Origin of the sequence: Gordonia sp. JH63 (assembly GCF_009856645.1) — a bacterium.
GTDB classification, from domain to species: Bacteria; Actinomycetota; Actinomycetes; order Mycobacteriales; family Mycobacteriaceae; genus Gordonia; species Gordonia hongkongensis.
Genome location: NZ_CP047235.1, coordinates 1769826 through 1794340, shown reverse-complemented (window position 1 = coordinate 1794340; position 24515 = coordinate 1769826). Strand labels below are relative to the sequence as shown.

At 68.6% G+C, this 24515-nt stretch carries 17 protein-coding genes and 1 pseudogene; 6 read left to right on the top strand and 12 right to left on the bottom strand.

From position 1 onward, the window contains the following. Window positions 1-22: 22 nt before the first annotated feature. The 3 genes and pseudogenes from GR168_RS08100 to GR168_RS08090 form a co-directional block, all read right to left on the bottom strand. A complete protein-coding gene (locus GR168_RS08100) occupies window positions 23-3310 on the bottom strand; it encodes an error-prone DNA polymerase (protein WP_159370485.1) in 3288 nt (1095 codons plus the stop codon). 58 nt (window positions 3311-3368) lie between these two features. After that, window positions 3369-4026 (bottom strand): annotated as a pseudogene (locus GR168_RS08095) (enoyl-CoA hydratase). 173 nt (window positions 4027-4199) lie between these two features. Then, window positions 4200-4562, bottom strand: coding sequence for a metalloregulator ArsR/SmtB family transcription factor (locus GR168_RS08090; protein WP_159370484.1), 363 nt, complete (start codon window positions 4560-4562; stop codon window positions 4200-4202). Window positions 4563-4654: 92 nt separating this feature from the next. On the opposite strand from GR168_RS08090, the gene GR168_RS08085 reads away from it, so the two are divergent. The 5 genes from GR168_RS08085 (at window position 4655) to GR168_RS08065 (ending at window position 12393) form a co-directional block, all read left to right on the top strand. Further along, window positions 4655-6661, top strand: coding sequence for a heavy metal translocating P-type ATPase (locus GR168_RS08085; protein WP_203235909.1), 2007 nt, complete (start codon window positions 4655-4657; stop codon window positions 6659-6661). 808 nt (window positions 6662-7469) lie between these two features. Further along, window positions 7470-9413: an SDR family oxidoreductase gene (locus GR168_RS08080; RefSeq protein ID WP_159370482.1), complete on the top strand. Its 1944-nt coding sequence runs from the start codon at window positions 7470-7472 to the stop codon at window positions 9411-9413. After that, complete coding sequence (locus GR168_RS08075; RefSeq protein WP_159370481.1) at window positions 9410-10492, top strand: alanine racemase; 1083 nt, start codon at window positions 9410-9412, stop codon at window positions 10490-10492. The genes GR168_RS08080 and GR168_RS08075 overlap by 4 nt, the downstream gene beginning before the upstream one ends. Window positions 10493-10522: 30 nt before the next feature. Next, a complete protein-coding gene (locus GR168_RS08070) occupies window positions 10523-11776 on the top strand; it encodes a histidine kinase (RefSeq protein WP_159370480.1) in 1254 nt (417 codons plus the stop codon). Further along, entirely contained in the window at window positions 11773-12393 is a 621-nt protein-coding gene (locus GR168_RS08065; RefSeq protein WP_159370479.1) for a response regulator transcription factor, read from the top strand. The genes GR168_RS08070 and GR168_RS08065 overlap by 4 nt, the downstream gene beginning before the upstream one ends. Window positions 12394-12401: 8 nt before the next feature. Here the strand turns inward: GR168_RS08065 and GR168_RS08060 are convergent, their stop codons facing one another. The 7 genes from GR168_RS08060 to GR168_RS08030 form a co-directional block, all read right to left on the bottom strand. Beyond that, entirely contained in the window at window positions 12402-13046 is a 645-nt protein-coding gene (locus GR168_RS08060) for a DUF3159 domain-containing protein (protein ID WP_159370478.1), read from the bottom strand. After that, window positions 13043-14953 carry a S9 family peptidase gene (locus tag GR168_RS08055; RefSeq protein WP_159370477.1) on the bottom strand — a complete coding sequence of 637 codons (1911 nt, stop codon included), beginning with the start codon at window positions 14951-14953 and terminating at the stop codon, window positions 13043-13045. Before GR168_RS08055 ends, GR168_RS08060 begins: the two co-directional genes overlap by 4 nt. Window positions 14954-15059: 106 nt before the next feature. Then, window positions 15060-16289 (bottom strand): UPF0158 family protein, encoded by a 1230-nt coding sequence (locus GR168_RS08050; RefSeq protein ID WP_159370476.1) that lies wholly within the window; start codon window positions 16287-16289, stop codon window positions 15060-15062. Between the two features lie 85 nt (window positions 16290-16374). Continuing rightward, window positions 16375-17079 (bottom strand): DUF2510 domain-containing protein, encoded by a 705-nt coding sequence (locus tag GR168_RS08045; RefSeq protein WP_159370475.1) that lies wholly within the window; start codon window positions 17077-17079, stop codon window positions 16375-16377. A 265-nt stretch (window positions 17080-17344) separates the two neighbouring features. Further along, on the bottom strand, window positions 17345-19018 hold the full coding sequence (locus GR168_RS08040; RefSeq protein WP_159370474.1) for a DNA polymerase Y family protein: 1674 nt from the start codon (window positions 19016-19018) through the stop codon (window positions 17345-17347). After that, a complete protein-coding gene (locus GR168_RS08035; RefSeq protein ID WP_203235908.1) occupies window positions 19018-19866 on the bottom strand; it encodes a hypothetical protein in 849 nt (282 codons plus the stop codon). Before GR168_RS08035 ends, GR168_RS08040 begins: the two co-directional genes overlap by 1 nt. A 257-nt stretch (window positions 19867-20123) precedes the next feature. Beyond that, window positions 20124-21149 carry an Rv2578c family radical SAM protein gene (locus GR168_RS08030; RefSeq protein WP_068971742.1) on the bottom strand — a complete coding sequence of 342 codons (1026 nt, stop codon included), beginning with the start codon at window positions 21147-21149 and terminating at the stop codon, window positions 20124-20126. Window positions 21150-21227: 78 nt separating this feature from the next. On the opposite strand from GR168_RS08030, the gene GR168_RS08025 reads away from it, so the two are divergent. Continuing rightward, the gene (locus GR168_RS08025) at window positions 21228-22487 is read left to right on the top strand and encodes a serine/threonine-protein kinase (RefSeq protein WP_159370473.1); all 1260 of its coding nucleotides are present in this window, start codon (window positions 21228-21230) and stop codon (window positions 22485-22487) included. Between the two features lie 16 nt (window positions 22488-22503). Here GR168_RS08025 and GR168_RS08020 read toward each other — a convergent pair whose 3' ends face one another. Both GR168_RS08020 and GR168_RS08015 read right to left on the bottom strand, forming a co-directional pair. Beyond that, a complete protein-coding gene (locus GR168_RS08020; protein ID WP_159370472.1) occupies window positions 22504-23244 on the bottom strand; it encodes a response regulator transcription factor in 741 nt (246 codons plus the stop codon). Further along, window positions 23241-24509 (bottom strand): ATP-binding protein, encoded by a 1269-nt coding sequence (locus tag GR168_RS08015; protein WP_159371870.1) that lies wholly within the window; start codon window positions 24507-24509, stop codon window positions 23241-23243. The genes GR168_RS08020 and GR168_RS08015 overlap by 4 nt, the downstream gene beginning before the upstream one ends. Between the last annotated feature and the right edge of the window lie 6 nt (window positions 24510-24515).

Here is a 24515-nt window from a genome sequence, read left to right as displayed (position 1 = left end):
TCCCGGCGTACCCCGCGGTGGACTACTGCCAGTCCCGAGATCTGCTCCCTACCCGAAGATCCATGCGCTGCAGTCGATCTGCGACGACGGTCACAGCGCCTTCGGCGTTCTGCACCCGGCCGCGGATCAGCAGAGCGGGTGCCGTCTGAGCGAGTACACGGTACCGCGCCCACAAACCGACCGAACACACCACGTTGACCATCCCGGTCTCGTCCTCGAGGTTGATGAAGGTCACCCCGGACGCGGTGGCGGGACGCTGCCGATGGGTCACCGCGCCACCGACCAACACGCGCGAACCGTCGGGCACCGACAGCAGGCGATCGGCGGCCAGCACTCCCATCGCGTCGAGCCGGGGACGCAGGAACTGCGTCGGATACGACGTGGGGGTGATCCCCGTGGCCCAGGCGTCGGTGGCCGCCAGCTCGACGTCGGAGAGACCCGGAAGGGTGGGGGTCGCCTGCGCCGATTCCAGGGCCAGCTGATCGTCGCGCACCGTCGCGGCGGCCCCGGCCTCCCACAGGGCCTGACGCCGGCTGAGGCCGAACCCGTCGAAGGCGCCGGCACCGGCGAGCCCCTCGAGTTCCTTGGTCGTCAGCCGGGCGCGCCGGGAGAGATCGGTGATGTCGAGGTAGAGACCGTCGGACCGGCGGTCGACGATGCGCTGCGCCGCCTCCTCCCCGACCCCGCGTACACCGTCGAGACCCAACCGGACATCGAGACCCTCGTTCTCCAGAGTGGCGTGCGCGAGTGAGGCATTGATGTCGGGGCGATGGACCGCGACACCGTGCCGTCGGGCGTCGGCCACCAGGGTCTGCGGTGAGTAGAAACCCATCGGTTGCGCCCGTAGCAGCGCGGCGCAGAACGCCGCCGGGTGATGCAGCTTGAACCACGACGAGTAGAACACCAGGGACGCAAAGCTCTGCGAATGACTCTCCGGGAAGCCGAAATTGGCGAACGCGGCCATCTTCTCGAAGATGCGGTCGGCGGTGTCCCCGGTGATGCCGTGCAGGTTCTCCATGCCCTCGTAGAAACGTTGCCGCAGGCGTTCCATCTTCTCCGGCGACCGTTTGGAACCCATCGCCCGGCGCAACTGGTCGGCCTCGGAGGCGTCGAACCCGGCCACGTCGACGGCCAACTGCATCAGCTGCTCCTGGAACAGCGGCACCCCCAGGGTGCGTTCGAGCGCCCTGCTCATCGACGGATGCTCGACCGTCACCGGCTCTTCTCCGTTGCGCCGCTTGATGAACGGATGCACCGAGCCGCCCTGGATGGGGCCGGGCCGGATCAGGGCCACCTCGACGACGAGATCGTAGAAGCAGCGCGGTTTCAGCCGCGGGAGGGTGGCCATCTGAGCACGGGACTCCACTTGGAACACGCCGACCGAGTCGGCGCGACAGAGCATCTCGTACACGGCGGGTTCAGCGAGGTCGAGGGTGGCGAGGTCGACGTCGATCCCCTTGTGTTCGGCGACCAGGTCGATCGCATAGTGCAGGGCGGAGAGCATGCCGAGACCCAGCATGTCGAACTTGACCAGTCCGATGGCGGCGCAGTCGTCCTTGTCCCACTGCAGCACGCTGCGGTTCTCCATCCGCGCCCACTCCGTGGGGCAGACATCGGCGATCGGCCGGTCGCAGATCACCATGCCGCCGGAGTGGATACCCAGATGCCTTGGCATGCCGAGGATCTCGCCGGCGAGTTCGGCGACGTCGGCGGGAGCGGTGTCAGGCATCTTGGCCCAGGCGTCCTGCTGACCGGGCGCGTACCCGAGCGCCCGGGCCATGTCCCGGATCGCCGACTTCCCCCGGTAGGTGATGACGTTGGCGACCTGCGCGCTGCGCTCCCGGGTGTAGCGGCGGTAGACGTACTGGATGGCCTCCTCGCGTCGGTCGGATTCGATGTCGATGTCGATGTCGGGCGGGCCGTCGCGCTCGGGGGCCAGGAACCGTTCGAAGAGCAGCGTGTTGGCGACCGGGTCGACGTTGGTGATGCCGAGGGCGTAACAGACGGCCGAGTTGGCCGCGCTCCCCCGGCCCTGGCAGAGGATGTCGTTGGCCTTGCAGTAATCGACGATGTCGGCGACCACCAGGAAGTAGCCGGGGAACGAGAGCGTCTCGATGATGGCGAGTTCGTGCTCGATCTGCCGGTAGGCCTGCGGATGTTCGGCGGGGGTGCCGTACCGGCGGCGTGCCCGGGTCATGGTGAGTTCGCGCAACCAACTCGCCTCGGTGTACCCGTCGGGGACGTCGAAGGGTGGCAACTGCGGTGCGATGAGGCCCAGGTGGAATGCGCAGTCCGCGGCGATGCCCACCGCGTTGTCGATGGCATCGGGATGTGCGGGCAGCAGCCGCGCCATCTCGTCGCCGCTGCGCAGATGTGATCCGGCAACGCCGGGCATCCACCCCGAGATGGTGTCGATGTCGGTGCGGGCCCGGACGGCGGCCATCGCCATCGCCAGCCGTCGGCGCCGGGGCGCGGCGAAGTGGGCGCCGGTGGTGGCCACGGTCGGCACGCCTGCCCCGGCGGCGAGGCCGGCGAGCACCGCGTTGCGTTCGTCGTCGTCGGCCATGCCCTGCGCGGTCAGCTCGACGACGACGTTGTGGTGGCCGTAGGTCTCGATCAGTTCCCGCAGTGCCTGCTCGGCAGCCGGGACGCCGCCACGATCGAGGGCGCGACGAAGAGCACCCTTCCGGCAACCGGTGAGGATGAGCCAGTGTCCGCCGCCGGCATCGGCGAGGACGTCGCGGTCGTAGCGGAGCAAACCCTTCTCCCCCGCGACCATGTGCGCGTCGGCGATGGTCCGCGACAGTCGGCGGTAGCCCTCCCCGTCCCGGGCGAGAACCAGCAGATGCTCCCCTGGGGGGTCGTTCTGGCCGGTTCGGGCGACGTCGGGCTCCAGCGACAACTCCGCACCGAAGACTGTCGGCATGTCGAATTCCCTTGCCGCCTCGGCAAATCGCACGATGCCGTAGAACCCGTCGTGATCGGTGACGGCCAGCGCACGGAGCCCGAGTCGTTGCGCCTCCTCGACCAGCTCCTCCGGCATCGACGCGCCGTCGAGGAAGCTGTACGAACTGTGCGCATGGAGTTCGGCGTAGGGCACCGCCGAGGAGCCACGGGAGATGTCCTCGGCCTGGTATGCCCCGCGCTTGCGCGACCAGGCCGGGCTGTCGCCGCCGTCGCCGGGGAACGGCGCCCATTCACTGAGATCGGGACCGAATTCGGTGCCGGGCCGGTCGGCACCGCCGGGCGCCCGACCCGCGAGCACCCGCTCCATCTCCGACCACGTCGGTGGTCCTTGATCCCAGCCCACCCAGCAAGCTTATCGAACATCCGTTCGATACGACAGCGGGAGTGGTTCCCCAGCTGATTCAGCTGTTGGCCCGGCCCCGCTCGACGATGCCGGACCGACGGTCGGCCACCCGAGCGGGGTCGAAACCTGCCATCCACTCAACCGACGTGCGATTTTCCGCCTCGAGCGCTGGACCGACGACATGCTGCTCGGCACGCCGATACGACTCGAGCATGGTCCGCACCGCGAGTTGGTCACTTCCGGCGATGGACAGCGCGAGGTCCATCGCCGAGGCCATCAGCCGATCAGGAGCCACCACCTCGGTGACCAGACCGACGCGCAGCGCCGTCGCCGCATCGACGAACTCGCCGGACAGGCTCATGCGGTGCGCGAAACCCCGGGCGACCGCCTCCGGCAATCGGGACGTCAGACCCCAGCCCGGCAATACCCCGACCCGAATGAGTGTCGACGAAGCGAGCGCGTTCGGACGCGATCAACACGTCGCACGCGAGGGCGAGCTCCAGGCCACCCGTGGCAGCGACACCGTTGACCGCGCCGATGATCGGCTTCGGGATCGGGCGCCACGGATGCCCGAGAGGTACGTCCGCATGATCGAGTAGCCGAGCGCTCTCGGTCGACGAGCCCAACTCGGCCAGATCCAGGCCGGCACAGAATGCCGAGCCCGCACCGGTGAGGATGACCACGTCGACGTCATCGGCACGACCGGCGTTCGCCAACTCCGAGCGGAGAGCCTCGATCAGGCCGGAACTGAGCGCATTCCGGACCTCCGGCGGTTGAGGACCAACGTCCGCACCCGTCCGGATTGTTCGACCACCAGAAGCGGCTCCCCGGTCGTGGCCGCTCGATCACTGCTCATGCGATGCCTTTCGGTTGGTCGACTGCCACCGGATCAACCCGCCGATTGCGGACGCTCGGCGAGCCCGAGGCGCAGATGTTCGCTGTGGTAGACGGCCTCGTCGAGCAGTTGGGCCACATGACTGTCGTACAGGCTGTAAGTGATCGACCGGCCGGACCGCGTGCCGGTGACCAGCCCGAGATTGCGGAGCAACCGGAGCTGATGGGAGACCGCGGACTGCTCCATGCCGACGGCATCGGCGAGATCGGTGACCGAACGCGCACCGGCGCGCAACTCGGTGAGGATGAGCAATCGGCTCGGGGTTGCCAGCGCCTGCAGCGTGGTGGCGACATGCGCGGCCGATTCCGGGTCGAGCCGCGCAGCCGGCCGCATCCCCTCGTCGATGCCGTGTCCCATGCAGCGAGATCCTACCGGCCGCACCTCACATGAAAATCTCTTCATATGAACTGTTACTGTCGAGACAGTGGCCTCGGCAGACGGGAGACAGCATGGACACGGCAGTGCGCGACGCCGCGCCGAGAGCGGGAACCGGACGCGGGACCACCGCCCCACGATCGATGATTCGGACCGGGCTCCGGCTGCCCGAGGTGCGCTGGGCAGGCATCGCGCTGACCCTCTTCCTCGCGGGTTGGTTGCTCCAACTTGGCGGGGCGCCCGAATGGTCCTGGTGGACTGCATATCTCGCGTGCTACCTGAGCGGCGGATGGGAACCGACCCGGTCCGGTCTGGAGGAACTGCGGCACCGCCGACTCGACGTCGATCTGCTGATGATCGTCGCCGCCATCGCCGCCGCGTCGATCGGGCAGGTCTTCGACGGTGCGCTGCTGATCGTCATCTTCGCGACCTCGGGCGCATTGGAGGTCATCGTCACCCAGCGCACCGCGGACTCGGTGACCGCCCTGCTCGAGCTGGCCCCCGAGCGGGCGACCCGCTACGACGACGACGGTTCGACCACCGTGGTCGACTGCCGTGATCTCGAAGTGGGACAACACATTCTCGTCCGTCCCGGCGAACGCATCGGCGCCGACGGGCTGGTGCTCCGAGGTCGGAGCGAGGTCGACCAGCAGGCGGTGACCGGCGAGTCGATCCCCGTCGTGCGTGCGGCGGGCGACGACGTGCTGTCCGGCACCGTCAACGGCACCGGCGCACTGGTCGTCGAAGTCGCCCGTCCCGCGTCGGAGTCGGTGATCGCCCGCATCGCGACACTCGTCGCCGAGGCGTCCGAGACGAAAGCGCCCACCCAGCTCTTCCTGGAGAAGGTCGAGCAGACATACTCCGTCATCGTCGTCGTCGCCACGCTCCTGGTGCTGAGCGTTCCGATCCTGTTGTTCGACAACACATTCGACGAGGCGCTGCTACGCGCCATCGTGTTCATGATCGTGGCCTCCCCCTGCGCCGTCGTCCTGTCGACGATGCCGCCGCTGCTTGCGTCGATCGCCAACGCCGGTCGCCACGGCGTCCTGGTCAAGTCCGCCGCGGTGATGGAGTCGGTCGGACGGACCTCCGTCGTCGCCTTCGACAAGACCGGCACCCTGACGGAGGGACGCCCACAGGTCGTCGACGTGACGTCACTCGATGGTCGCGAGCCGTCGGCGATCCTCGCGCTCGCCGCGGCGGTCGAGCACCCCAGCGAACACCCGCTGGGACGCGCGATCGTGACCGCCGCGGTCGACCGTGGGCTGGACGTCGAAGCGGTCGACGATTTCCGGGCACTCCCCGGCCGCGGCGTGACCGGGACCGTCGGTGGCCGCCGGATCACCGTCGAGCGCACCCTCGAAGCCTCGACCGGCACCGCGGTCGGCGTGCTCGTCGACGACCTGGAGGTCGGCCGGATCGAGCTCGTCGATCGCCTTCGGGACGACGCGGCCGAAGCCGTGGCCCAGATCGGCGACGTCACGTCGGGCACCGTCCTGCTGCTGACCGGTGACCGTCCCTCGGTCGCGGCCGATGTCGCGGACCGGACCGGCATCGACGAGGTACACGCGGACCTGCTGCCCGAGGACAAGGTCCGGATCGTGCGCGAGGCGGGCGGGCACGTGCTGGTGGTCGGCGACGGGATCAACGACGCCCCGGCGCTGATGGCAGCCGGGACCGGCATCGCACTGGGGCGTCGGGGTGCGGATCTCGCGGTCCAGACCGCCGACGCGATCATCGTGCGCGACGATCTCACCGCGATCCCCGCGCTGATCCGGTTGTCACGCCTCGCGCGCCGCTACGTGATCGCCAATCTCTGCATCGCGGCAACCGTGATCGTCACCCTCGTGACGTGGGATCTGATCGGCACCCTGCCCCTCCCCCTGGCCGTCGCCGGCCACGAGGGTTCGACCGTGCTCGTCGCCCTCAACGGGGCCCGCCTGCTCCGGAGGTCGGCCTGGTCGGGTTCCCGGGGCGCACGGTCGACGAAATCGGGCGCCCAGTCGACGAATTCGGACGCACAGTCGACGGATTCGGACGCACGGTCGACGGATTCGGACGCACAGTCGACGGATCGTTGAGGTCGCCGGAGCGTCGGGCCTCGGCGAACGCCCACATCGCGAGCCCGACGGCGAGCAGGATCCCGTGTGCGATCCGGACCGGCCCGGGCGCGAAGAACTGCGGCAGGAAGAGCAGCAGCCCGACCGCGGTCAGGCGGACGCCCCACCGGTCCGGTGACGCCGAGCGGCCGTCGTCCCGCACCAGTCGGATCGCCACCCACCCCAGCAGAACCCACCCGGCGAGGAAGGTCACGAGCGGAACGGGCGACATCCGGAACGAGTCGGCGATCGCCATCGCGGTGGGATCGCCACCCGAGTCGACCCACTGCCCGATCGCGTTGAGCGCGAACGTCTCTGCTCCGTAGTACGGGAGGAGCAGACAGGTTGCGAGCCAAGCGATCAGCTCGGTCGACCGGCGTCGCGGATCGTGGGAGCCCAGACGGAGTGCGACGGCCAGTGCGACGAATCCGATCATCGCCGCCCCGTGCGCGGCCGCCCAGCCCGGGGAGCCGAGATGCCGTGCGCCGGCAAGTCCGGTCTCGGGACCGAAACCCCGCAGGAGCGGGTACAGCAGGAACGAGAGCGATGCGAGTCCGAGCAATGCCGGGCGAGAAGCGGGGAACATGGTGTGTCCGTTTCATTGTGTGAGCAGTGCTCTCATTATTAGAGAGCACTGCTCACGAATGGTCAACACCGATGACCTTTCCCCTCGGTGAACCGTTGCCTTCGCCGCAAGTTGGTGTCACCCTGAGTACCAGATACATCCGCGGCCTGCGGGGCGCGGACAGCCAGCGGGCCGCCGGCCCGCCCATCTGATGGGATCTCTCACATGACGAGCTACTTCATCACCGGGGGCAGCGGGTTCATCGGACGACGCGTTCTCGACCGTCTGCTCACCGTCGCTCCCGACGCCACGATCCACGCTCTGGTTCGCGAGTCGTCGCTGGCGGCCTTCGTCGCCATGCTCGACGACCTCGACGCCGGGGACCGCGTGACGCCCGTGGTCGGCGATCTGACCGCGCCGGGACTCGGCATCGCCCCGGATGCGATCCCCGCCATCGATCACGTCATCCACCTCGCCGCGATCTACGACATGGCAGCCGACGCGGAGTCGCAGCGCGCGGCCAACGTCGTGGGGACCTCCCGGGCCGCCGACTTCGCCATCGCGCACGATGCACTGTTCCATCACGTCTCCTCGATCGCCGTGGCCGGTGACCACCGCGGGCGCTTCACCGAGATGGACTTCGAAGTCGGACAAGGATTCCCGACCCCCTATCACCGCACGAAGTTCGAGGCCGAGCGCGTCGTCCGCGAACGCGAGGGACTCCGCTGGCGCGTCTACCGTCCGTCGGTCGTGGTCGGCGATTCGCGTACCGGCGAGATGGACAAGATCGACGGCCCCTACTACTTCTTCGGCCACCTGGGGATGCTGGGCCGATTGCCCTCGATGCTGCGACTGCCGATGCCCGACCTGGGCACGCTGAACATCGTGCCCGTCGACTATGTCGCCGCCGCGATGGTCGCGCTCATCGGCGTCAATCCCACCCGCAGCGGACTGGTGTTCCATCTCAGTGACCCGAAGTCGCTCACGACCACCGAGATGTACAACGCACTGGCACCGGCCTTCGGTGCCCCCCGCGGCTTCGATGCCATCCCACGTGCCGCGGTCGAGCCCGTGATGGCGTTGTCCGGCATGGGACTTGCGCGCGTCGGACGCAACCTCGTCGCCGCCCAGCAGGGCATACCCGGGGCACTGCTCGACGCGGTGACCCTGCCGGTCGACTTCCGCGCCGACACCACCGTCGCGGTCCTGGGCGACCTCGGCATCTCGGTGCCCGACTTCGCCGAATACGCTCCGCGCCTGTGGACCTACTGGTCACGACATCTCGATCGGTCACGCAACCGACGCACCGATCCGCGCGGACCGCTCGTCGGCAAGAACATCCTGATCACCGGCGGATCCAGCGGTATCGGCAAGGCCACCGCCCGGATGTGTGTAGCCCGTGGGGCCAACGTCCTGATCGTCGCCCGCACTGCCGAGGAACTCGATTCGGCGACGCAGGAATTGAACTCGACGACGAGCAAGAAGGGCATCCCGCCCGGCCAGGTGACCTCCTACCAGTGCGACATCACCGACGAGGAGTCGGTCAACGCGCTCGTCAAGACCGTCCTGGCCACACACGGTCACGTGGATGTGCTGGTCAACAACGCCGGGCGGTCGATCCGGCGCGCAACCCTCAACTCGGTCGACCGGTCACATGACTACCACCGGGTGATGGCGGTCAACTACTTCGGGGCGGTGAACCTCGTCCTCGGACTGCTGCCGCACATGGTCACCCGACAGGCGGGCCACGTGGTGAACGTGACGTCGGTCGCGGTGCAGTCGCGCGGACCGCGGTTCGGAGCCTATGCCGCGTCGAAGGCCGCACTGGAGGCCTTCAGCGACGTGACCGGTACCGAAACCGTCTCCGACCATGTCACCTTCTCCAATGTCCGCCTCCCCCTGGTGAAGACGCGGATGATCGCCCCCACCGAGGCCTACGACAATCAGCCCGGCACCTGGAACGTCGATCGTGCCGCCGCGCGCGTCCTGCACGCGATCGTCGACCGACCCAAGCGCGTCGACTCGCTCGTGGGACTCGTCGCCGAGATCGGGCACCGGGTCACTCCCGGGCTGACCACCCGCATCCTGCATCAGGAGTACCTCGTGTTCGGCGAATCAGCCGCGGCGCTGGGCCGTTCGGATCAGGTCGTCGACGGGCCGGACGCGTGATCGACACCCCGTATCTCGAGGTCGACGTCGACCGTCTCACCCACAATCTCACGTCCCTCGCCGACCGTGCACGCTCGACCGGAGTCGACGTCCGTCCGCACGCCAAGACCCACAAATGCGCCGAGATCGCCCGCATGCAGCTCGATCTCGGAGCCGTGGGGCTGACGGTGGCGACCATCGGCGAGGCCGAGGCGTTCGCCGACGCGGCCGAGATCACCGCCTGCACAGACGTCTTCATCGCCTACCCGATCTGGGCGACGTCGACGAAGGCCGCTCGACTACGCGCCCTCGCGGATCGAGTGTCCCTGCGGGTGGGTATCGATTCCGTCGAGGGCGCACGGCATCTCGGGTCTTTGCTCGGTGAGCAGCGCATCGAGGTGGTCGTCGAGGTCGACTCCGGGCAGCACCGGACCGGGGCCGCTCCCGAGCAAGCCGGTGACGTCGCGGCGGCGGGAGCGGCAGCCGGCCTCGACATCGTCGGCGTGTTCACCTTCCCCGGTCACGGTTACGGCGTCGGCGACACCCGCCGGCGAGCGGCGGAGCAGGAGGTGGCGGCGCTTCGTACGGCAGCGCAGAGTCTGCGAGCGCAGGGGATCGATCCCCGGGTGCGCAGCGGCGGATCCACGCCGACCGTCGACTTCGTCGGCGACCCGTCGCATGCGGGTGTGCTCACCGAGATCCGACCGGGCGTGTATCCCCTCAACGACGCCCAGCAGGTCGAGATCGGCACCTGCGGATTCGACGACGTGGCGCTGACCGCGGTGGCAACCGTCGTACGGAGTGAGCCGGGGCGGATCGTCGTCGACGCGGGCAGCAAGATCCTCGGTGCCGACCGAGCAGCCTGGGCGACCGGCCACGGACGGCTCCTCGACCACCCCGAGGCCCGCGTCGTGCAGCTGTCCGAACATCATGCCGTGGTGGAGTTCCCGACGGAGTCGACACCGGTTCCCCGCCTGGGTGACGTGATCCGGGTGGTGCCGAACCACGTCTGCAATGCGGTCAATCTCGTCGACGAACTGGTGGCCATCGACGGCTCGGACAGCCGGTGGCCGGTCATCGCGCGCGGACGCAACAGCTGAACTGGTCGACCGGCCTGCGACACTGGACGCATGGACCGTTCCGGTGATCGCGTCGGCAGCACCGCTTCGGCATCTCCGGAGCAGCGGGTACGACGGTCGGTGGTGGCGCGCACGGCGGCCTCGTGGCGGGAACTGTCGGGACCGCAGCGGTACCGGCTCTACACCAGATGCACCTTGCAAGCGGTCGTCGTCGCCATCTCCGTCGTCCTGAGCGTCTCGGCCCGCGCCGAATGGTCGGCGGCCGGGCTCCTTCTCGCCGGGGCGGCCGCCGTCGTCGCTCTCGAGGCACAGCCCGATTTCGCCGTCGGGCCGACCGCCCGATGGCGCCGGGGCCTGCTCGTCGGTGCCGCGCTGACGATGGCGGCCGTCTGGACGACCGCGGTGGTCATCTCGCACACGGCCGCCGCGCGCTTCGACGTCGAGGCGGCAGGCACACTCGGCATGTATGTCGCCTTCCTCGTGGCTCTGTCCGTACTGCCGTTCCTCCGGCACCGCTGGTGGTCGTTGGCCGCACTGAGCCTCGGATCGGGTGCGTTGCTGTCGGGTTCGGCGCCGGGCGCGGTCCGACTCGCGCTCTACGTCTTCGTCATCGGCGTGGTCATGGTCGGCACCACGCTCGCCACCCAATGGGGCCTGCACGTGATCGACGACCTCGAACGCGCCAAGGCGGTCGAGGCCCGGCTCCGTGTCGCCGAGGAGCGACTGCGCTTCTCACGTGATCTGCACGACGTCGTCGGACGCGGGTTCTCCGCGATCGCCGTCAAGAGCGAACTGGCCGGTTCTCTGCTCCGCGCCGCCGCGAATCCCCACTCCGATCGCGAGACCGTGACCTACCGCGCAGCGACCGAGATCGACGAGATCAAGGCACTCGCCGTCCAGTCGATGGAACAGATGCGTGCGCTGGTCCGCGGTTACCGCGACATCGACCTGGCCGGCGAGGTCGCCGGCGCCCGGTCGCTGCTGTCGGCGGCCGGTTGCGGACTCGTCGTCGACGGGGACCCGGCCGACGTACCCGATCGCTGTCGCGACGTGGCGGCGTGGGTGGTGCGTGAGGGTACGACCAACATCGTCAAGCACTCGTCCGCGTCGTCGGCGTGGCTGACGCTGCACCCCACCGGTATGTCGTTGCGCAATGACGGTGTCCCGGTGGGTGCCTCGCGCGCACCGTCACCGCACTCCGGCCTACGCGGTCTCGCCGAACGACTCGAGCCCGTGGGCGCAACACTCGACACCAGCACGCACGACGACGAGTTCATTCTGCAAGTCCGTTGGGAGAGATCATGATCCCGGTCCTGATGGCCGACGACGAAACACTTGTCCGCACGGCGATGGCGACGATGCTCGATCTCGAGGCAGACCTCGAGGTGGTCGCCCACGTCGAGTCAGGTGAGCAGCTCGTCGACCTGTGGCGCGCCCGCGTCGCCGCCGGCGAGCCCGTGGCGGTGGCCGTTCTCGATCTCCAGATGACCGGCATGGACGGCATCGACACCGCCGTCGAGCTGCTCACCCTCACGCCCGATGCCGGTGTTCTCATCGTCACCAGTCACGGCCGGCCCGGTTACCTCAAACGTGCACTGGCCGCGGGCGTGCGGGGCTTTCTCCCGAAGACCACGCCCGCCGCCACGCTGGCGCAGGTGATCTCGACGGTCCACCACGGTGGCCGGTACATCGATCCCGACCTCGCCACCGAGGCGATCAGCACCGGCGACTCGGTGCTGACCGCCCGTGAGGCCGATGTCCTGGAGTTCGCTCTCGACGGAGCCTCCGTCGAGGAGATCGCCGGTCGGGCACATCTCTCCGCGGGCACGACGCGCAACTATCTGTCGTCGGCGATGACGAAGCTCGACGCGTCGAACCGCTACGAGGCCGCCCTCAAGGCACGGGAACTCGGCTGGATCTGACACGCGCGTCACTCGACCAGCTGTCGCGTCGACCGCCGGAACGCCCACACCGCGACCCCGATGAACGCGGCGAAGAGCGGGAATCCCATCGCGATCTTCGCGGTCGCGAGCATCCCGGTGGCATGCGTCTCGTAGAACCACAGCTGCACACCGAAACGCGATGCCAGTACGGCCGTCAGGGTGAGGGTCGCGATATCGTGCGCGCGCATCACCGATCGGTCGTGACGCCACGAATACTTGTTGCCGTGCAACAGATTCCACAGCAAGCCGGTCAGCGGTCGGCGCACGAGCACCGTCACCAGCACGATGAGCGCCTCGATCCCGTTGGACCAGATCCCCAGCAGGAAATAACCGTCCGCCGACCCGGTGGCCGCGGCGACCGCCCCGGCGGCGGCCACTCCGATGATGCCGCCGGACGCCTGCACCACGGGCTCATCCCGGGCGAGACGTAAGCCCGCGGTGAGGACGGCGACAGCGATCGCGGCACCGATGGCGATGGGCAGATTTGTGGTGGCATTGGCGATCACGAACACCACGACCGGGATCGCGGAGTAGATCATCCCCGACATCCCGCCGAGCTGATCCATCAGGACCTGCTGGGCGTCGGGGGTTTTCGGCCGACGCTCGTCGACATCTGTTCGGTGCGTGGTCATGACTGCTCCCGTCCGCCGAGATGCCGGGCGAGGAAACCCTCGACCGCGCGATAGAAGGTCATCTGGTTCTCCGGATTGACGAATCCATGTCCCTCGTCGTCGAAGACGAGATACTCGACGTCGACCTCCCGCTGCCGGAGCGCGTCGACGATGATGTCGGATTCGGCCTTGACGACGCGGGCGTCGTTCGCACCCTGTGCGATCAGCAGCGGTCGCTTGATGTCGTCGACGCGGGTGATCGGCGACCGCGCGCGGACCTCGGCGATCTTTTCGGGATCATCGGGATCGCCGACGTAGAGATGCCAGTTGTTGGCCAAGGACTCCTTGCCGAGGAACGACGGCTGCGTACGCATGAAGTTCTCGAGGTCGGAGATACCGACGTAGTCGACGGCCGCGGCGAACACGTCCGGCGTGAACGACGCACCCACGAGTGCCGCGTACCCTCCGTACGAACCACCCATGATGGCGACGCGGTCACGATCGACGTAGCCCTGCGCCACGGCCCAGTCGACGGCATCGAGCAGGTCGGTGTGCATCTTCCCCGCGAACTCGCCGATCGCCGCGCGGGTGTGGGCCGGGCCGTATCCGACCGAACCGCGAAAGTTCACCTGCAGCACGGCATATCCACGATTGGCGAGCAACTGCACCGTCGGCTGGTATCCCCACGCATCGCGGTACCACGGGCCGCCGTGGACCAGGACCACGAGGGGCAGTCCGGTCGGATCGGTGTCGACCGGAAGGGTCAGGTACGACGGCAGATCGAGCCCGTCCCGGGCCGAGATCGTGACCGGTGCCATCGGTGCCATCGCCTCGGGATCGAGGTGCGGGAACGGACGGTAGAGCCGACGGCTCTCGCCGGTGGCGTGATCGTAGAACCAGGTCACCCCCGGGTCGCGGTCATGGGTGAAGCTGACGATCCACTTCTCCCCGCTCTCGTCGGAGGACAGCTCGCCGACATCGCCGTCGGAGAGGGCTTCGAGGTTCTTCAGCACCTCGGCGAAGTCCGTCGTCAGCGCATGGATGACCTGTCGTTCGCCGAGGTAGCGGACGCCGACGAGTTCGCCGGTGGCGCGGTCGGTGATCAGCGCCGACGACATCTCGGCCACCGCGCGCCGGGCACCGTCGATCTCCAGCGTGGGATGGGCGTCGACTTCGGTGGTCTCACCCGTTCGCACATCGACGTGGATCAGGCGCGTCAGGTCGGCGCCCTCGCTGGAACCCACCCAGAGCCCGGTCCGGTCCGGTGTGGGTTCCAGCGGCGCCACGCCCAGTGGATGGTCGTCTCCGTCGACCGAGATGACCGGGATGAGCTCGCCGGTGGCCGAGTCGAGGCGGGCGACCTCGAGACTCGTGCCGGCGGTCTGGGAGAGGCGGAGCAGATCGTCCCCGGGTCCGCGCATCCAGGACTCGGACACGCCCGGGCTCTGCGCCACCGTGGTGAGTTCGCCGCTCGCGATGTCGATCTCGTGGAGGTCGAACTCACTCGGGTCGCGCGCGTTCATGAGGAGGGTCAGGGTTCCCGGCCGGCCGGCGACAGCGTCGGCGCTGACGACCCGCGCCCCGGGGTACGGGGTGAGATCGACCGAATCCGCATCCTCGGCGTCGAGGTCGACGCGGAACAGATGCCAGTTCTCGTCCCCTCCGGTGTCCTGGAGGTAGACGATCCACCGCGGATCGTCGGTCCATCGGAAGTTGCGGACGCTGCGCGTCTCGTCCGCGGTGACACAGCGCGGCTCGCTGCCCGGCTCGAGATCCTCCACCCAGACGTTGAGTCGATTACGCCACGGGGCGAGGAACGCCATCCGGGTGCCGTCGGGTGAGATCGTCGCGCCGGCGCGCTGCGGCGGGCTGAAGAAGTCCTCGAGCGGGATCGGTCCGGGTGTGGTGTGTTCTCGTGTCGTCGTCATGTATTCGACCCTGCCCGGGACCGGACGCGGTCAGTAGTGCTGCCGATCATCGGAATGCGGTGACATTCCGGCATGCCGGCCCATGACAGATGTCAGAATGCGCAGGTCAGGTCGGTCGAATTCCTTGACGCACCAGGAACTTGCGTGCCCGTCCGAACTTGCGATCGGTGGAGAACGCATACCACTGCTGACTCATACCCGCCTCGTGGACGACGTCCCGGAACCTGCGGAACGCACCTCGTCCCTCGATCGCACGCTCCAGACGGCTCCGCAGGTCGGGATCGGAGATGCGCGTCGCGAAATCCGCCATGTCCCGCCAGCTGTCGCGCGAACCGATGCAGTCGAAGCGCAGCCAGCGATCCGGGTCCTCTTCGACGTCGAACTCGTCATCGAGCACGCCCGGCTCGAGCATCTCGTCGTTGTACACGAAGCCGGTGTCCAGGTCGATGAGTCCGCCGGTCGACCGGTTCGGATCACCTTCCATCTCGTCGCTGAGCATCTCGAGATCCACGGCGACCGGCCGGCCCGGTACGGGTTCCCCGCGCAGGATCGTGAGCAGTTCCTCGGCGAGTTCGGCGTCGCCGGGCTCCCCGCGTCTGGTCAGACGATTGATCACCGAGACGGCCACCGGTTCGGCTCGCTCGCGTCGTTTCTGCAGCGCCATCGGTACCCCGGGGCCGACCTGCTGGAGCGCGTCGTCCAGATCGCATCCGGTGACGGCATCCAGGAAACGATCGGCATCGGCGGAGTAGATCGACCCGCGCACCTCGCCCAGATCCAGCTCGCGGATCTCCCGCTGTGCGGGCCACTCGCCGATGAGCATCGGGTGCGGAACGGTGGGGCGTGGTGGCGTCTCGGCGTCACCATCTGCCGATCGGCGACCGTACTGGTCCGGGATGTCGCCCCAGCCGAAGTACGGGAGGGGCGCCTTCGGTTGGATGCCGAGCACGTCCAGCGGGTCGACCTTCAGATCCCCCACGACGCACCGATGGGTCCACTCGTCGCCGAGATCGAAGGTGTACTGGAACTCGGCGCCCGTCGCCACCAGCTTGGAGACCTTGGCCGTGGCGATGTCGATGGGTTCGGAGATCGGGCCGCCGATACCACCGGCGATCTCGGCGCCGAAGGTGGCATCGGCGACCAGCCTGCCGTCGTCGAGGGTGAACAGTGACTGATGGGAACGATCCCACCGGGCGAACGCGCCGTCGACAGCGGTGGCCAGATCCCTGAAGGTGTGCGCCGGACCGACCGCGAAAACCCTCCCTGGCCAGGGCCACAACTCCGTACCCCGGCCACCGAGCAGTTCCACGGTCACCGACAACCATGTGCGCGCCATGCGTCGAGACTGGCATCTTCGAGGCGACGGCGCACGCTTTCGGTCGGGGCGTTTCGTCCCGCCGGCGTGTGTGCGGGTCTCCGGGTCAATCGGCGCTGCCGTACACCTCGATGATGTTGGCCGCCACCTTCGGTGCCGTTACCGATCCGCCCATCGTCGTGTCGTAAGTTTCTGACCCCTTCACGCTCACCCACATGGTGACGAGGTCATCCTCGACGACCTCTTCGAACGAGCCGAGACCGGCGTCGACGACGGTGTTGATGTCGTAGTCGTAGGACTCAATCTGCTGACCGTCGGTGTTGACGCGAATCTGGTATGCCCCCATCGCGCTGTCGGCCTGCATCACCCGTCCGTAGACAATGTAGAGCTCTCCGATGTGAACGTCAGGGTTCTTGGCGACGAGCTGCCAGTCGCGCGAGGATACTGACCGGTATGACGCCTTGTTTGTGAGCCTGAGGCGATCAAGCTCTGCAGACCGACTTGCAGCCGCCGCGGCTGACGTGTTCACCGGGCGACTGGTGGTGTCGGGACTGGCTGCCGGGAGGGGGTCAGATTTCGTGGCCCCGAGAGCCCCCACCACGACAATGACGATCGCGACAACAACCGCGCTGACGACAAGGCCGACCCCGATGATGAGTGGCAGTGCTGCGCTCGATCTCTTCCTCGCCGGCTGGTCAGCGAGCTCCCAGTTGTCAGTCCATTGGTTGCCGTCCCACCACCGAAGCATGGTCGGATCCCCAGGGTCACGATGCCAACCGGGAGGCGTAGATGGAGGGGGCGGCTGTGTCATCACGGTGCTCCTGATCGGCCGAACCGTACGCGGCGCAAACGGTTCACGGCATGTGGCGTTACTCTAAATTCTCGCGAATACCGATAATCCGAATCGCTTTCGAAGAGCCTGGTCAGACGAATTTCAAACTCGTCACAAATCGTCGCTCAAGGCTGCCGGAGATTTCGAGTGCTGGAACAGTCGTGCACGCGACGTCGTTGGTCATCGGGTGTGGCGCCCAGGTGATCCCGCCCATCGCCTTGATGACATCACTGGATGATCTCAGTCACTCGTAAACCCCCTCGACGATCCACTCCCCGGCGCGGTAGCACAGCAGCAGGGCACGCGAATCGTCGAGCAGCACCTGCGCCCGGGCGATCAGTCCGGTCTCGGTGGTTCCGGCCGACACCGACGCCCCGGCGGGCCGGTCGGTGCTCCCGACCGGCCAGGGTCCGGCCCACCAGCACAGGCCCCAACTCGATCGGCGTGCCCGGGACGATGCCAGTGCGACGGTCACCGGTTCGGCGGTGAAGGCCCCGCGATCGGTCACCTTCACCGGTTGCCCCACCGCATCGAGCACGTGGATCGCGGTCTCCACCAGCACCGTCGGACTGGGTTGCGGTAGACGCCCGGGCCACGGCGCCGACGGGTCCCGGCGCGGAGCGGGCTCGTCGCCCAGGGAGACCATCGTGATCCGTTCGGCGGGTCCGCGACCACCGCTCAGCACGGGAATACGGACCGCATCCCCGCCCAGCAGCCCCTGTATCCGCACCAGCGAACGCCGGGCGCGCTCCTCCACATCCGGTTCACCGGCCAGCCCGCCACGGGAGAGATCGTCGGTGAGCTGATAGTGCAGGGCCCCGGCCTCGACGACCTCGACCGGTTCGAGCCGCAGGCGGACGATCGGCGAGTCGGGTCGGGCACTGCTCCTCGCTGCGCGCGGCTCGACCCGCGGGGAAGTGGGCCGCGCCGCGCCGGTCAGCCACCCCTCGAGTTGCCATCGGATACGATCCGCGGTCGTCTCCGGCGTCAGCGGTTGGGCACATCGCCAGGTCCGCGAATGCTGTTGTCCGCGTTCGGTGGTCGCGATGATGGTGAGTCGCGTGCAGGCCACCGCGGCATCACGCAGGCGCCGGTGCAGCACGTCGGCGAGGGTACGACCGATGAACGCCGCGACGTCGATGCGGTCGACCGGCGGGTCGCAGGTGTGGTCGACGTCGAGTTCGGCCGGCACACCACGTGACGACGGGACACGCCCCGGCAGCGCATTGGCCAGCCGGTGCGCGACGACCGCATCCCGGGCGAACCGGGTGGCGACGTCGGTGACGGACATGTCGGCGAAGGCGCCGATCGTGCCGATCCCCAACCGGCGCAGCAACTCCACGAGATCGGCACGGGACGGATCGCTCATGCTGGGTTCGACGGCGAGGTCGGCGACGGGGCGGCCGGCGAGGTACTCCCGGTCACCCCCGGGCTCCACCTGATGCCCGTGCCGGGCGGCGAGGACGGCGGTGAAGATCTCGTCGGCGATGCCGACCTGCGACTCGATGCCGCACGCCGACACCACGTCGACGAGCTCCTCCGCGAGGGCCTCCATCCCGCCGAAGTAGCGGGCGGCACGGTCGCCGGCGATCACCAGGAGACCCGGCCGGAGCACTTCGAGGGCGGGGATCACCTCGGCGACCGCGGCGACCACCTGTTCGAACAGCCGTCCGTCCCGGTTCTCGTCGGCGGCGACCACGGTCATCTCCGTGCACGCCGCCTGCGCCTGTCGCTTCCGCATCCCCCGCCGCACACCGGCGGCCCGTGCCGAGGCCGAACAGGCCACCACCCGATTCGCCGACAGCACCGCGACCGGATGCAGCGGGGGCAGATCCGCCTCGGCCGCCGCGGCCATCGCCGGCCAGTCCGGGCACCAGAGCGCGAGGATACGCCGGGACCCCGGCTCTCCGGAGGGCATCAGTTCGCCACCGCGAGCACCGGGGAGACGGTCGCCGCCGCGACCATCTCGACCGTGCGATCGGCACCGTGGCCCGTCGCCCGGAGTTCGACCTCGGTGCTCTCGGATTGCCGGCCGCGGCCCGACACCGTGACCTGCAGCCGCATCCCGCCGATACGGCCGTAGCCGCTGCGTGCGGAGTCGAGACCGGCCGCACGGGAGGCGGGAGCAGACCGGCCGGGCAGGACCGGACTGTGCCGGTAGGTGAGGACACGGGCCTCGATGGCCAGTTGCGCACCCGGCCATGCGCCACCGGTCACCAGCAGCACCGACGACTGCTTGCGCACGCGTCCCATGACCACCCGGGCACGCGAGGGGGTCACCATCTCGTTCCGCGGGCGAGCCCCCTGGCCGCCGCTCCCCAGGTCCAGGATCACCAGGTCCATACCGTCGAGCAGCACCGCTGCCACCTCGACCGGGTCGGGACCGGGATCGGGGATGGTGGCGATGCGGGACAGGTCGGCGCCCATCTCCGCCGCGGGCAGCAGACTCAACCGGGGCAACCCGACGATCCCCACCTGTCCACCTGCACGGGTCACCGAAGCGATCATCGCGATCAGCACCGAACGGGCGCCGTCGAGCCGGGCCACCGACCCTCGCGGAATACCGTTGTGCGGCAAGATGTCCGACAACGATTCCGGCACGGGGAGGACACCCACCGACCGGTCTCGAACCTCGACCACCCGCTGGTCGGGCCGACCGGACATGGCCGCCATCCGCCGGCGCAGACCCGCCAGCTCGTCGGCCCGGCCACCGGCCGCCGTATCGGTCACGGCATCGGTCACGGCCACACCAGCAGAGACATCCATTCCGGCACCCTCCAGTCGACATGAGTAGTTCTCGAGCGAGCCGGGAAGGTGCGCGCCATCAGGGTTCTCGACACAGTCCCGAACGATCCCGAGGGAGGCCCCTCGTCCGCCGATCATTCGAACACTGTTTCGATCATTCGAGAGTAGAACCAACCACCGACAAGCGTCAACTGGAGCCGAAAGCCGTTGCGCAGCAAGGGATGTTCGCATCCACGTCGAATCCGCCCAGCTCAGGGGCGCGGTCAGGACGGCACGGGTCAGAACAGGGTGAGGGCGTGCTGCAGCTCGGGCGCGGCCACCGTCGCCGGCGAGTCGGGACCCGATTGCCGGAGACCGCCGGAACCGGCCAGGCCATGCCGGTGCACGAGCGGCTTCATCCGGTCACGCAGCCACGAGGAGTACTCCGGGGTGACATAGGCGCCACGCCCGTAGAGCCCCCGGTACCGGCGGATGAGCGCCGGATGCTCCCCCGCCAGCCACTCGAGGAACCACGGCTTGGTCGAGGATCGCAGATGCATCGGGAACGCGGTCACACCAGACGCGCCCGCCTCGGCGAGGGCCTCGAGCAACGAGTCGAGATGCGCGGTCGAATCCGTGAGGTACGGGACGACGGGGGCCACCATCACGTGCGGCGCGATGCCGGCGTCGGCGAGATCGCGGATCACCGACAGCCGCGCCTGGGGCGACGGCGTCCCCGGTTCGATCTTCTTCTGCAGGTCCTGATCGAGGATCGCCAGCGAGATCCCGACACTGACCGAGACCTCCCCCGCAGCCTGACGCAACAGCGGAAGATCCCGACGGATCAAGGTGCCCTTGGTCAGAATGGAGAACGGCGTCCGGGACTCGGCGAGCGCGGAGATCACGCCCGGCATGAGTCGGTACCGCCCCTCGGCACGCTGATACGGGTCCGTGTTGGTGCCCAGCGCCACCGTCTCCCGGGTCCACGACCGGCGTTTGAGTTCCTTGCGCAGCACCGCCGCGACGTTGAGCTTCACCACGACCTGGGTGTCGAAATCGGTGCCCGCGTCGAGGTCGAGATATTCGTGCGTCGGACGGGCGAAACAGTAGCGGCAGGCATGCGTGCACCCGCGAAAGGTGTTGACCGTGAACTGGAACGGGAGCTGCGAGGCCTCTGGCACGCGATTGAGCGCACTCTTGGCCAACACCTCGTGGAATGTGACACCCTCGAAGTCCGGCGTACGCACCGACCGCACCAGACCCGAGCGGCTCAGCCCCGGGAGCGACCCGTCGTCGACCTCGACCGCCTGATCCGACCATCGCATGATGGGAGTCGAACATACGTACGAGATGGCTGTCAAGTGCGGTGCCCGCGGCGTCGACCTCGCCGCTATCATCTCCGTATGTCGACGACCGCCGGAACCCACCATGCGCCGGGTCCCCAGTACCTGGTGGCCGGCCGGTACCGTCTGAAGTCGCGCATCGGCGGCGGCGGCATGGGAACCGTGTGGCTCGCCCGCGACCAGCTCCTCGACCGTGACGTCGCCGTCAAGCAGGTCGTCTCCACCGAAGGCCTCACCGAGGACTCCGCCGACAACGTACGCAAGCGGGCCATGCGGGAGGGACGGATCGCCGCGAAGCTCTCCCACCGCAATGCGATCGCCATGCACGATGTCGCCCTCGACCGGGGCGAGCCCTGGCTGGTCATGGAATACCTACCCTCCCGCAGTGTGGCCCAGATCTTGCACGCCACAAAGACTCTCGCGCCCGCCGAGGCCGCCCAGATCGGCGCCCAGGTCGCCGATGCGATGGTCGAGGCCCACGCCGCGGGGATCGTGCACCGCGACATCAAGCCCGGCAACATCCTCATCGCCGAGGGCGGACGGCTGACCGGCCTGGTCAAGATCACCGACTTCGGGATCTCGCGGGCGAAGGACGATGTCACTCTCACCCAGACCGGCGTGATCACCGGAACGCCTGCGTATTTCGCTCCCGAGGTCGCGCGCGGCGCCGATCCGCAGGAGGCCTCGGACGTCTACTCGCTGGGCGCGACCGTCTACACGATGGTGGAGGGTCAGCCGCCCTTCGGTGTCGACGACAACTCGATCGCGCTGCTGCACAAGGTCGCACGCGCACGCATCAATCCCATGCAGAATGCCGCCGAGCTCGAGCCGATCCTGCTGCGCCTCCTGGAACCGAGCCCGACCAAACGCCCGACGATGAGTCAGGCACGAGACATGCTCACCTCGTTCGCGGCCGGTTCTCGAGGCACCCGCGACCAGGTCCTGACCGGCCTCATCACCCGGCCGGGAGCGGGCACGCCGGCCTGGTCACAGCGCGCCGGCCGGTCGTCGACGACCGGTTCGCATCGTCCGGCCGGGGCCACGCTGCCCCCATACGCCCCGACGATGTCCGCCGACCGCGGCTCCCGCGACCTGCCGGACACACGTCGCGGTATGTCCCCGACCCTGATGTCGACGCCGCAACCACTGTCGTCGACGCCGAGACCGCCTGCCTCCCAGCAGTACTCGTCCGGTTCCCGGCAACCGACCCCCGGTCCGCCGGCGCCGGGCACGTCGAGCACGGCACTGGCGGTGTCGATCTTCGTGTTCTTCGCCGTGCTCGCGGTCGTCGTCGTACTCGCGATCGCGCTGTTGCGCTGAGCCGGCGCCGCTGCGGTCAGCCGATGTGACGGGTGGCCGCCCATCGGGTGAGGGCATTGCGGTTGGACTGCTGGGTCTTCCGCAAAACGTTCGACGCATGTGTCTCGACCGTCTTGATCGAGATGAACAGCTCGTCGGCGATCTCCCGATAGGTGTACCCGCGCGCCAGCAGGCGCAACACCTCCAGTTCGCGCCTGGTCAGCGAGTCGAGTTCCGGGTCGAGCGGCGGTTCGGGTGCCGAGGACTTCCCGGTGAACGAGTCGAGGACGAAGCCCGCGAGACGTGGGCTGAACACCGCGTCGCCGTCGGCGACCCGGCGGACCGCGTCGGCGAGTTCCGGGCCCGCGATCGTCTTGGTCACGTAACCGCGGGCACCGGCCCGGATGGTGGCGATGACGTCCTCGGCCGCGTCCGACACGCTCAGGGCCAGGAAGACCGGCGGTGTCGAACCCGTGGCATTCGAACCGGTTGCATTCGAACCCGTTCCGTTCGATCCGAGCCGATCGAGCACCCCGCGCAGGACCGCCACCCCGCCGCCGGCCGGCATGTGCACGTCGAGCAGGACCACATCCGGAGCCGCCGCGACGATCCCGTCGATCGCCTCGGGTACGGTGCCCGCCTCGCCGACGACGCGTAGGCCCGGTTCGTCGGCCAATTCGGCACGGACCCCGGAGCGGAAGACCGCATGGTCGTCGACGAGATAGACGGTCACCGGATCGGGGCCGGTCGGGTCGGAACTCGGGGAACTCGGCGTCATCGTGCCTTCCTGTTGTCGGTCGGGGCGACCGCGTCGACGGTCACCTCGGCAGAGCGTCGGGTGTCGTCCGCTCTCTCGTCGATTGATCCCGATCCCCCGTCACCACGCGGCATCATCAGACCCACGTTCGTCCCGCGCCCGGGGGTCGACGTGATCCGCACGCGGCCGCCCATCCTCTCCACACGTGCGCGGATCGACCGGGAGATGCCCTGGCGGTCGTCGTCGACGGCGTCGGGGTCGAAACCGATTCCCCGGTCACGGACATACACCTCGACCTCGTCGTCGGTGATCTCGCCGTACACGTCCACGGTGCGTTCACCGGAGTGCTTGGCGGCGTTGACCAGCGCCTCGCGGGTGGCCCCGACGAGAGCCGACCAGCGTTTGGCGTCCCGGGTGTTGTCCGGACGGAGATCGCCGACGGTGATGATCTCCACCTCGATACCGTAGGCGTCCTCGACCTCGGCGCCGACACTTCGCAGTGCCGCCGCGAGCGAGCCGCGTTCGGTGGCCGGGTCGCCGAACAGCCAGGCCCGCAGCTCGCGTTCCTGACTCCGGGCCAGGCGTGCCACCTCCTCGGGGCGGCCCGCCTTCTTCTGGATCAGGGCCAGGGTCTGCAGGACCGAGTCGTGCAGATGCGAGGCGATCTCCTCGCGCTCGGCGTTGCGAATGCGGGCCGAGCGCTCCTCGTTGATGGTGCGCAGCATCCGCATCCACAGGGGCACGGTCAACAGGACGACGCCGATCAGGGTCGCCCCGACCGCGAGGATCGTGGAATTGAGACCGCCGAAGCTGCGATCCCCGGCCACCACCACGACCACGAGGCCACCGACGACGAGCGCGACCCCGCCGATCAACCGTGTCCAGGTCCGCAGCGGTGTGCGGGGTGCCCTGGGGGATGTGTCGAACTCGCGCCACACGAGGGCGGCGCCCAACGCGATGAAGACGAACGGGATGAGGTACTCCGCCGGGGTCCCCGACGCCGCGAATCCGACCACGCCCATGGCCACCAGCCCGACCATCGCCAGACCGAGGGATTGACGACGCTCTCCCGGTGCCGGTGACGTGGTGTCGTCGCCCTGCGGGCAGAAGAACCACAGCAGCCCGTAGGCGGCGACCCCGGCGCCGGCCAGCGCGGCCAGGACCACGAAGACGATCCGCACGCGGAAGACCTCGACCCCGAGATGATCGGCCAATCCGCCGGCGACACCGGCGACGACGCGGCCGCCGTCGCGGCGCACCAGTTTCGAGACCGGCTCGACCTCCATTCGACT

Excerpts from the sequence above, each read along its gene's own strand:
- GR168_RS08025 (WP_159370473.1), top strand. The coding sequence starts at position 21,228 with ATGTCGACGACCGCCGGAACCCACCATGCGCCGGGTCCCCAGTACCTG.
- GR168_RS08045 (WP_159370475.1), bottom strand. The coding sequence starts at position 17,079 with ATGACACAGCCGCCCCCTCCATCTACGCCTCCCGGTTGGCATCGTGAC.
- GR168_RS08040 (WP_159370474.1), bottom strand. The coding sequence starts at position 19,018 with ATGCCCTCCGGAGAGCCGGGGTCCCGGCGTATCCTCGCGCTCTGGTGC.
- GR168_RS08060 (WP_159370478.1), bottom strand. The coding sequence starts at position 13,046 with ATGACCACGCACCGAACAGATGTCGACGAGCGTCGGCCGAAAACCCCC.
- GR168_RS08065 (WP_159370479.1), top strand. The coding sequence starts at position 11,773 with ATGATCCCGGTCCTGATGGCCGACGACGAAACACTTGTCCGCACGGCG.
- GR168_RS08015 (WP_159371870.1), bottom strand. The coding sequence starts at position 24,509 with ATGGAGGTCGAGCCGGTCTCGAAACTGGTGCGCCGCGACGGCGGCCGC.
- GR168_RS08090 (WP_159370484.1), bottom strand. The coding sequence starts at position 4,562 with ATGGGACACGGCATCGACGAGGGGATGCGGCCGGCTGCGCGGCTCGAC.
- GR168_RS08030 (WP_068971742.1), bottom strand. The coding sequence starts at position 21,149 with ATGCGATGGTCGGATCAGGCGGTCGAGGTCGACGACGGGTCGCTCCCG.
- GR168_RS08050 (WP_159370476.1), bottom strand. The coding sequence starts at position 16,289 with ATGGCGCGCACATGGTTGTCGGTGACCGTGGAACTGCTCGGTGGCCGG.
- GR168_RS08070 (WP_159370480.1), top strand. The coding sequence starts at position 10,523 with ATGGACCGTTCCGGTGATCGCGTCGGCAGCACCGCTTCGGCATCTCCG.
- GR168_RS08080 (WP_159370482.1), top strand. The coding sequence starts at position 7,470 with ATGACGAGCTACTTCATCACCGGGGGCAGCGGGTTCATCGGACGACGC.
- GR168_RS08020 (WP_159370472.1), bottom strand. The coding sequence starts at position 23,244 with ATGACGCCGAGTTCCCCGAGTTCCGACCCGACCGGCCCCGATCCGGTG.
- GR168_RS08085 (WP_203235909.1), top strand. The coding sequence starts at position 4,655 with ATGGACACGGCAGTGCGCGACGCCGCGCCGAGAGCGGGAACCGGACGC.
- GR168_RS08055 (WP_159370477.1), bottom strand. The coding sequence starts at position 14,953 with ATGACGACGACACGAGAACACACCACACCCGGACCGATCCCGCTCGAG.
- GR168_RS08035 (WP_203235908.1), bottom strand. The coding sequence starts at position 19,866 with ATGGATGTCTCTGCTGGTGTGGCCGTGACCGATGCCGTGACCGATACG.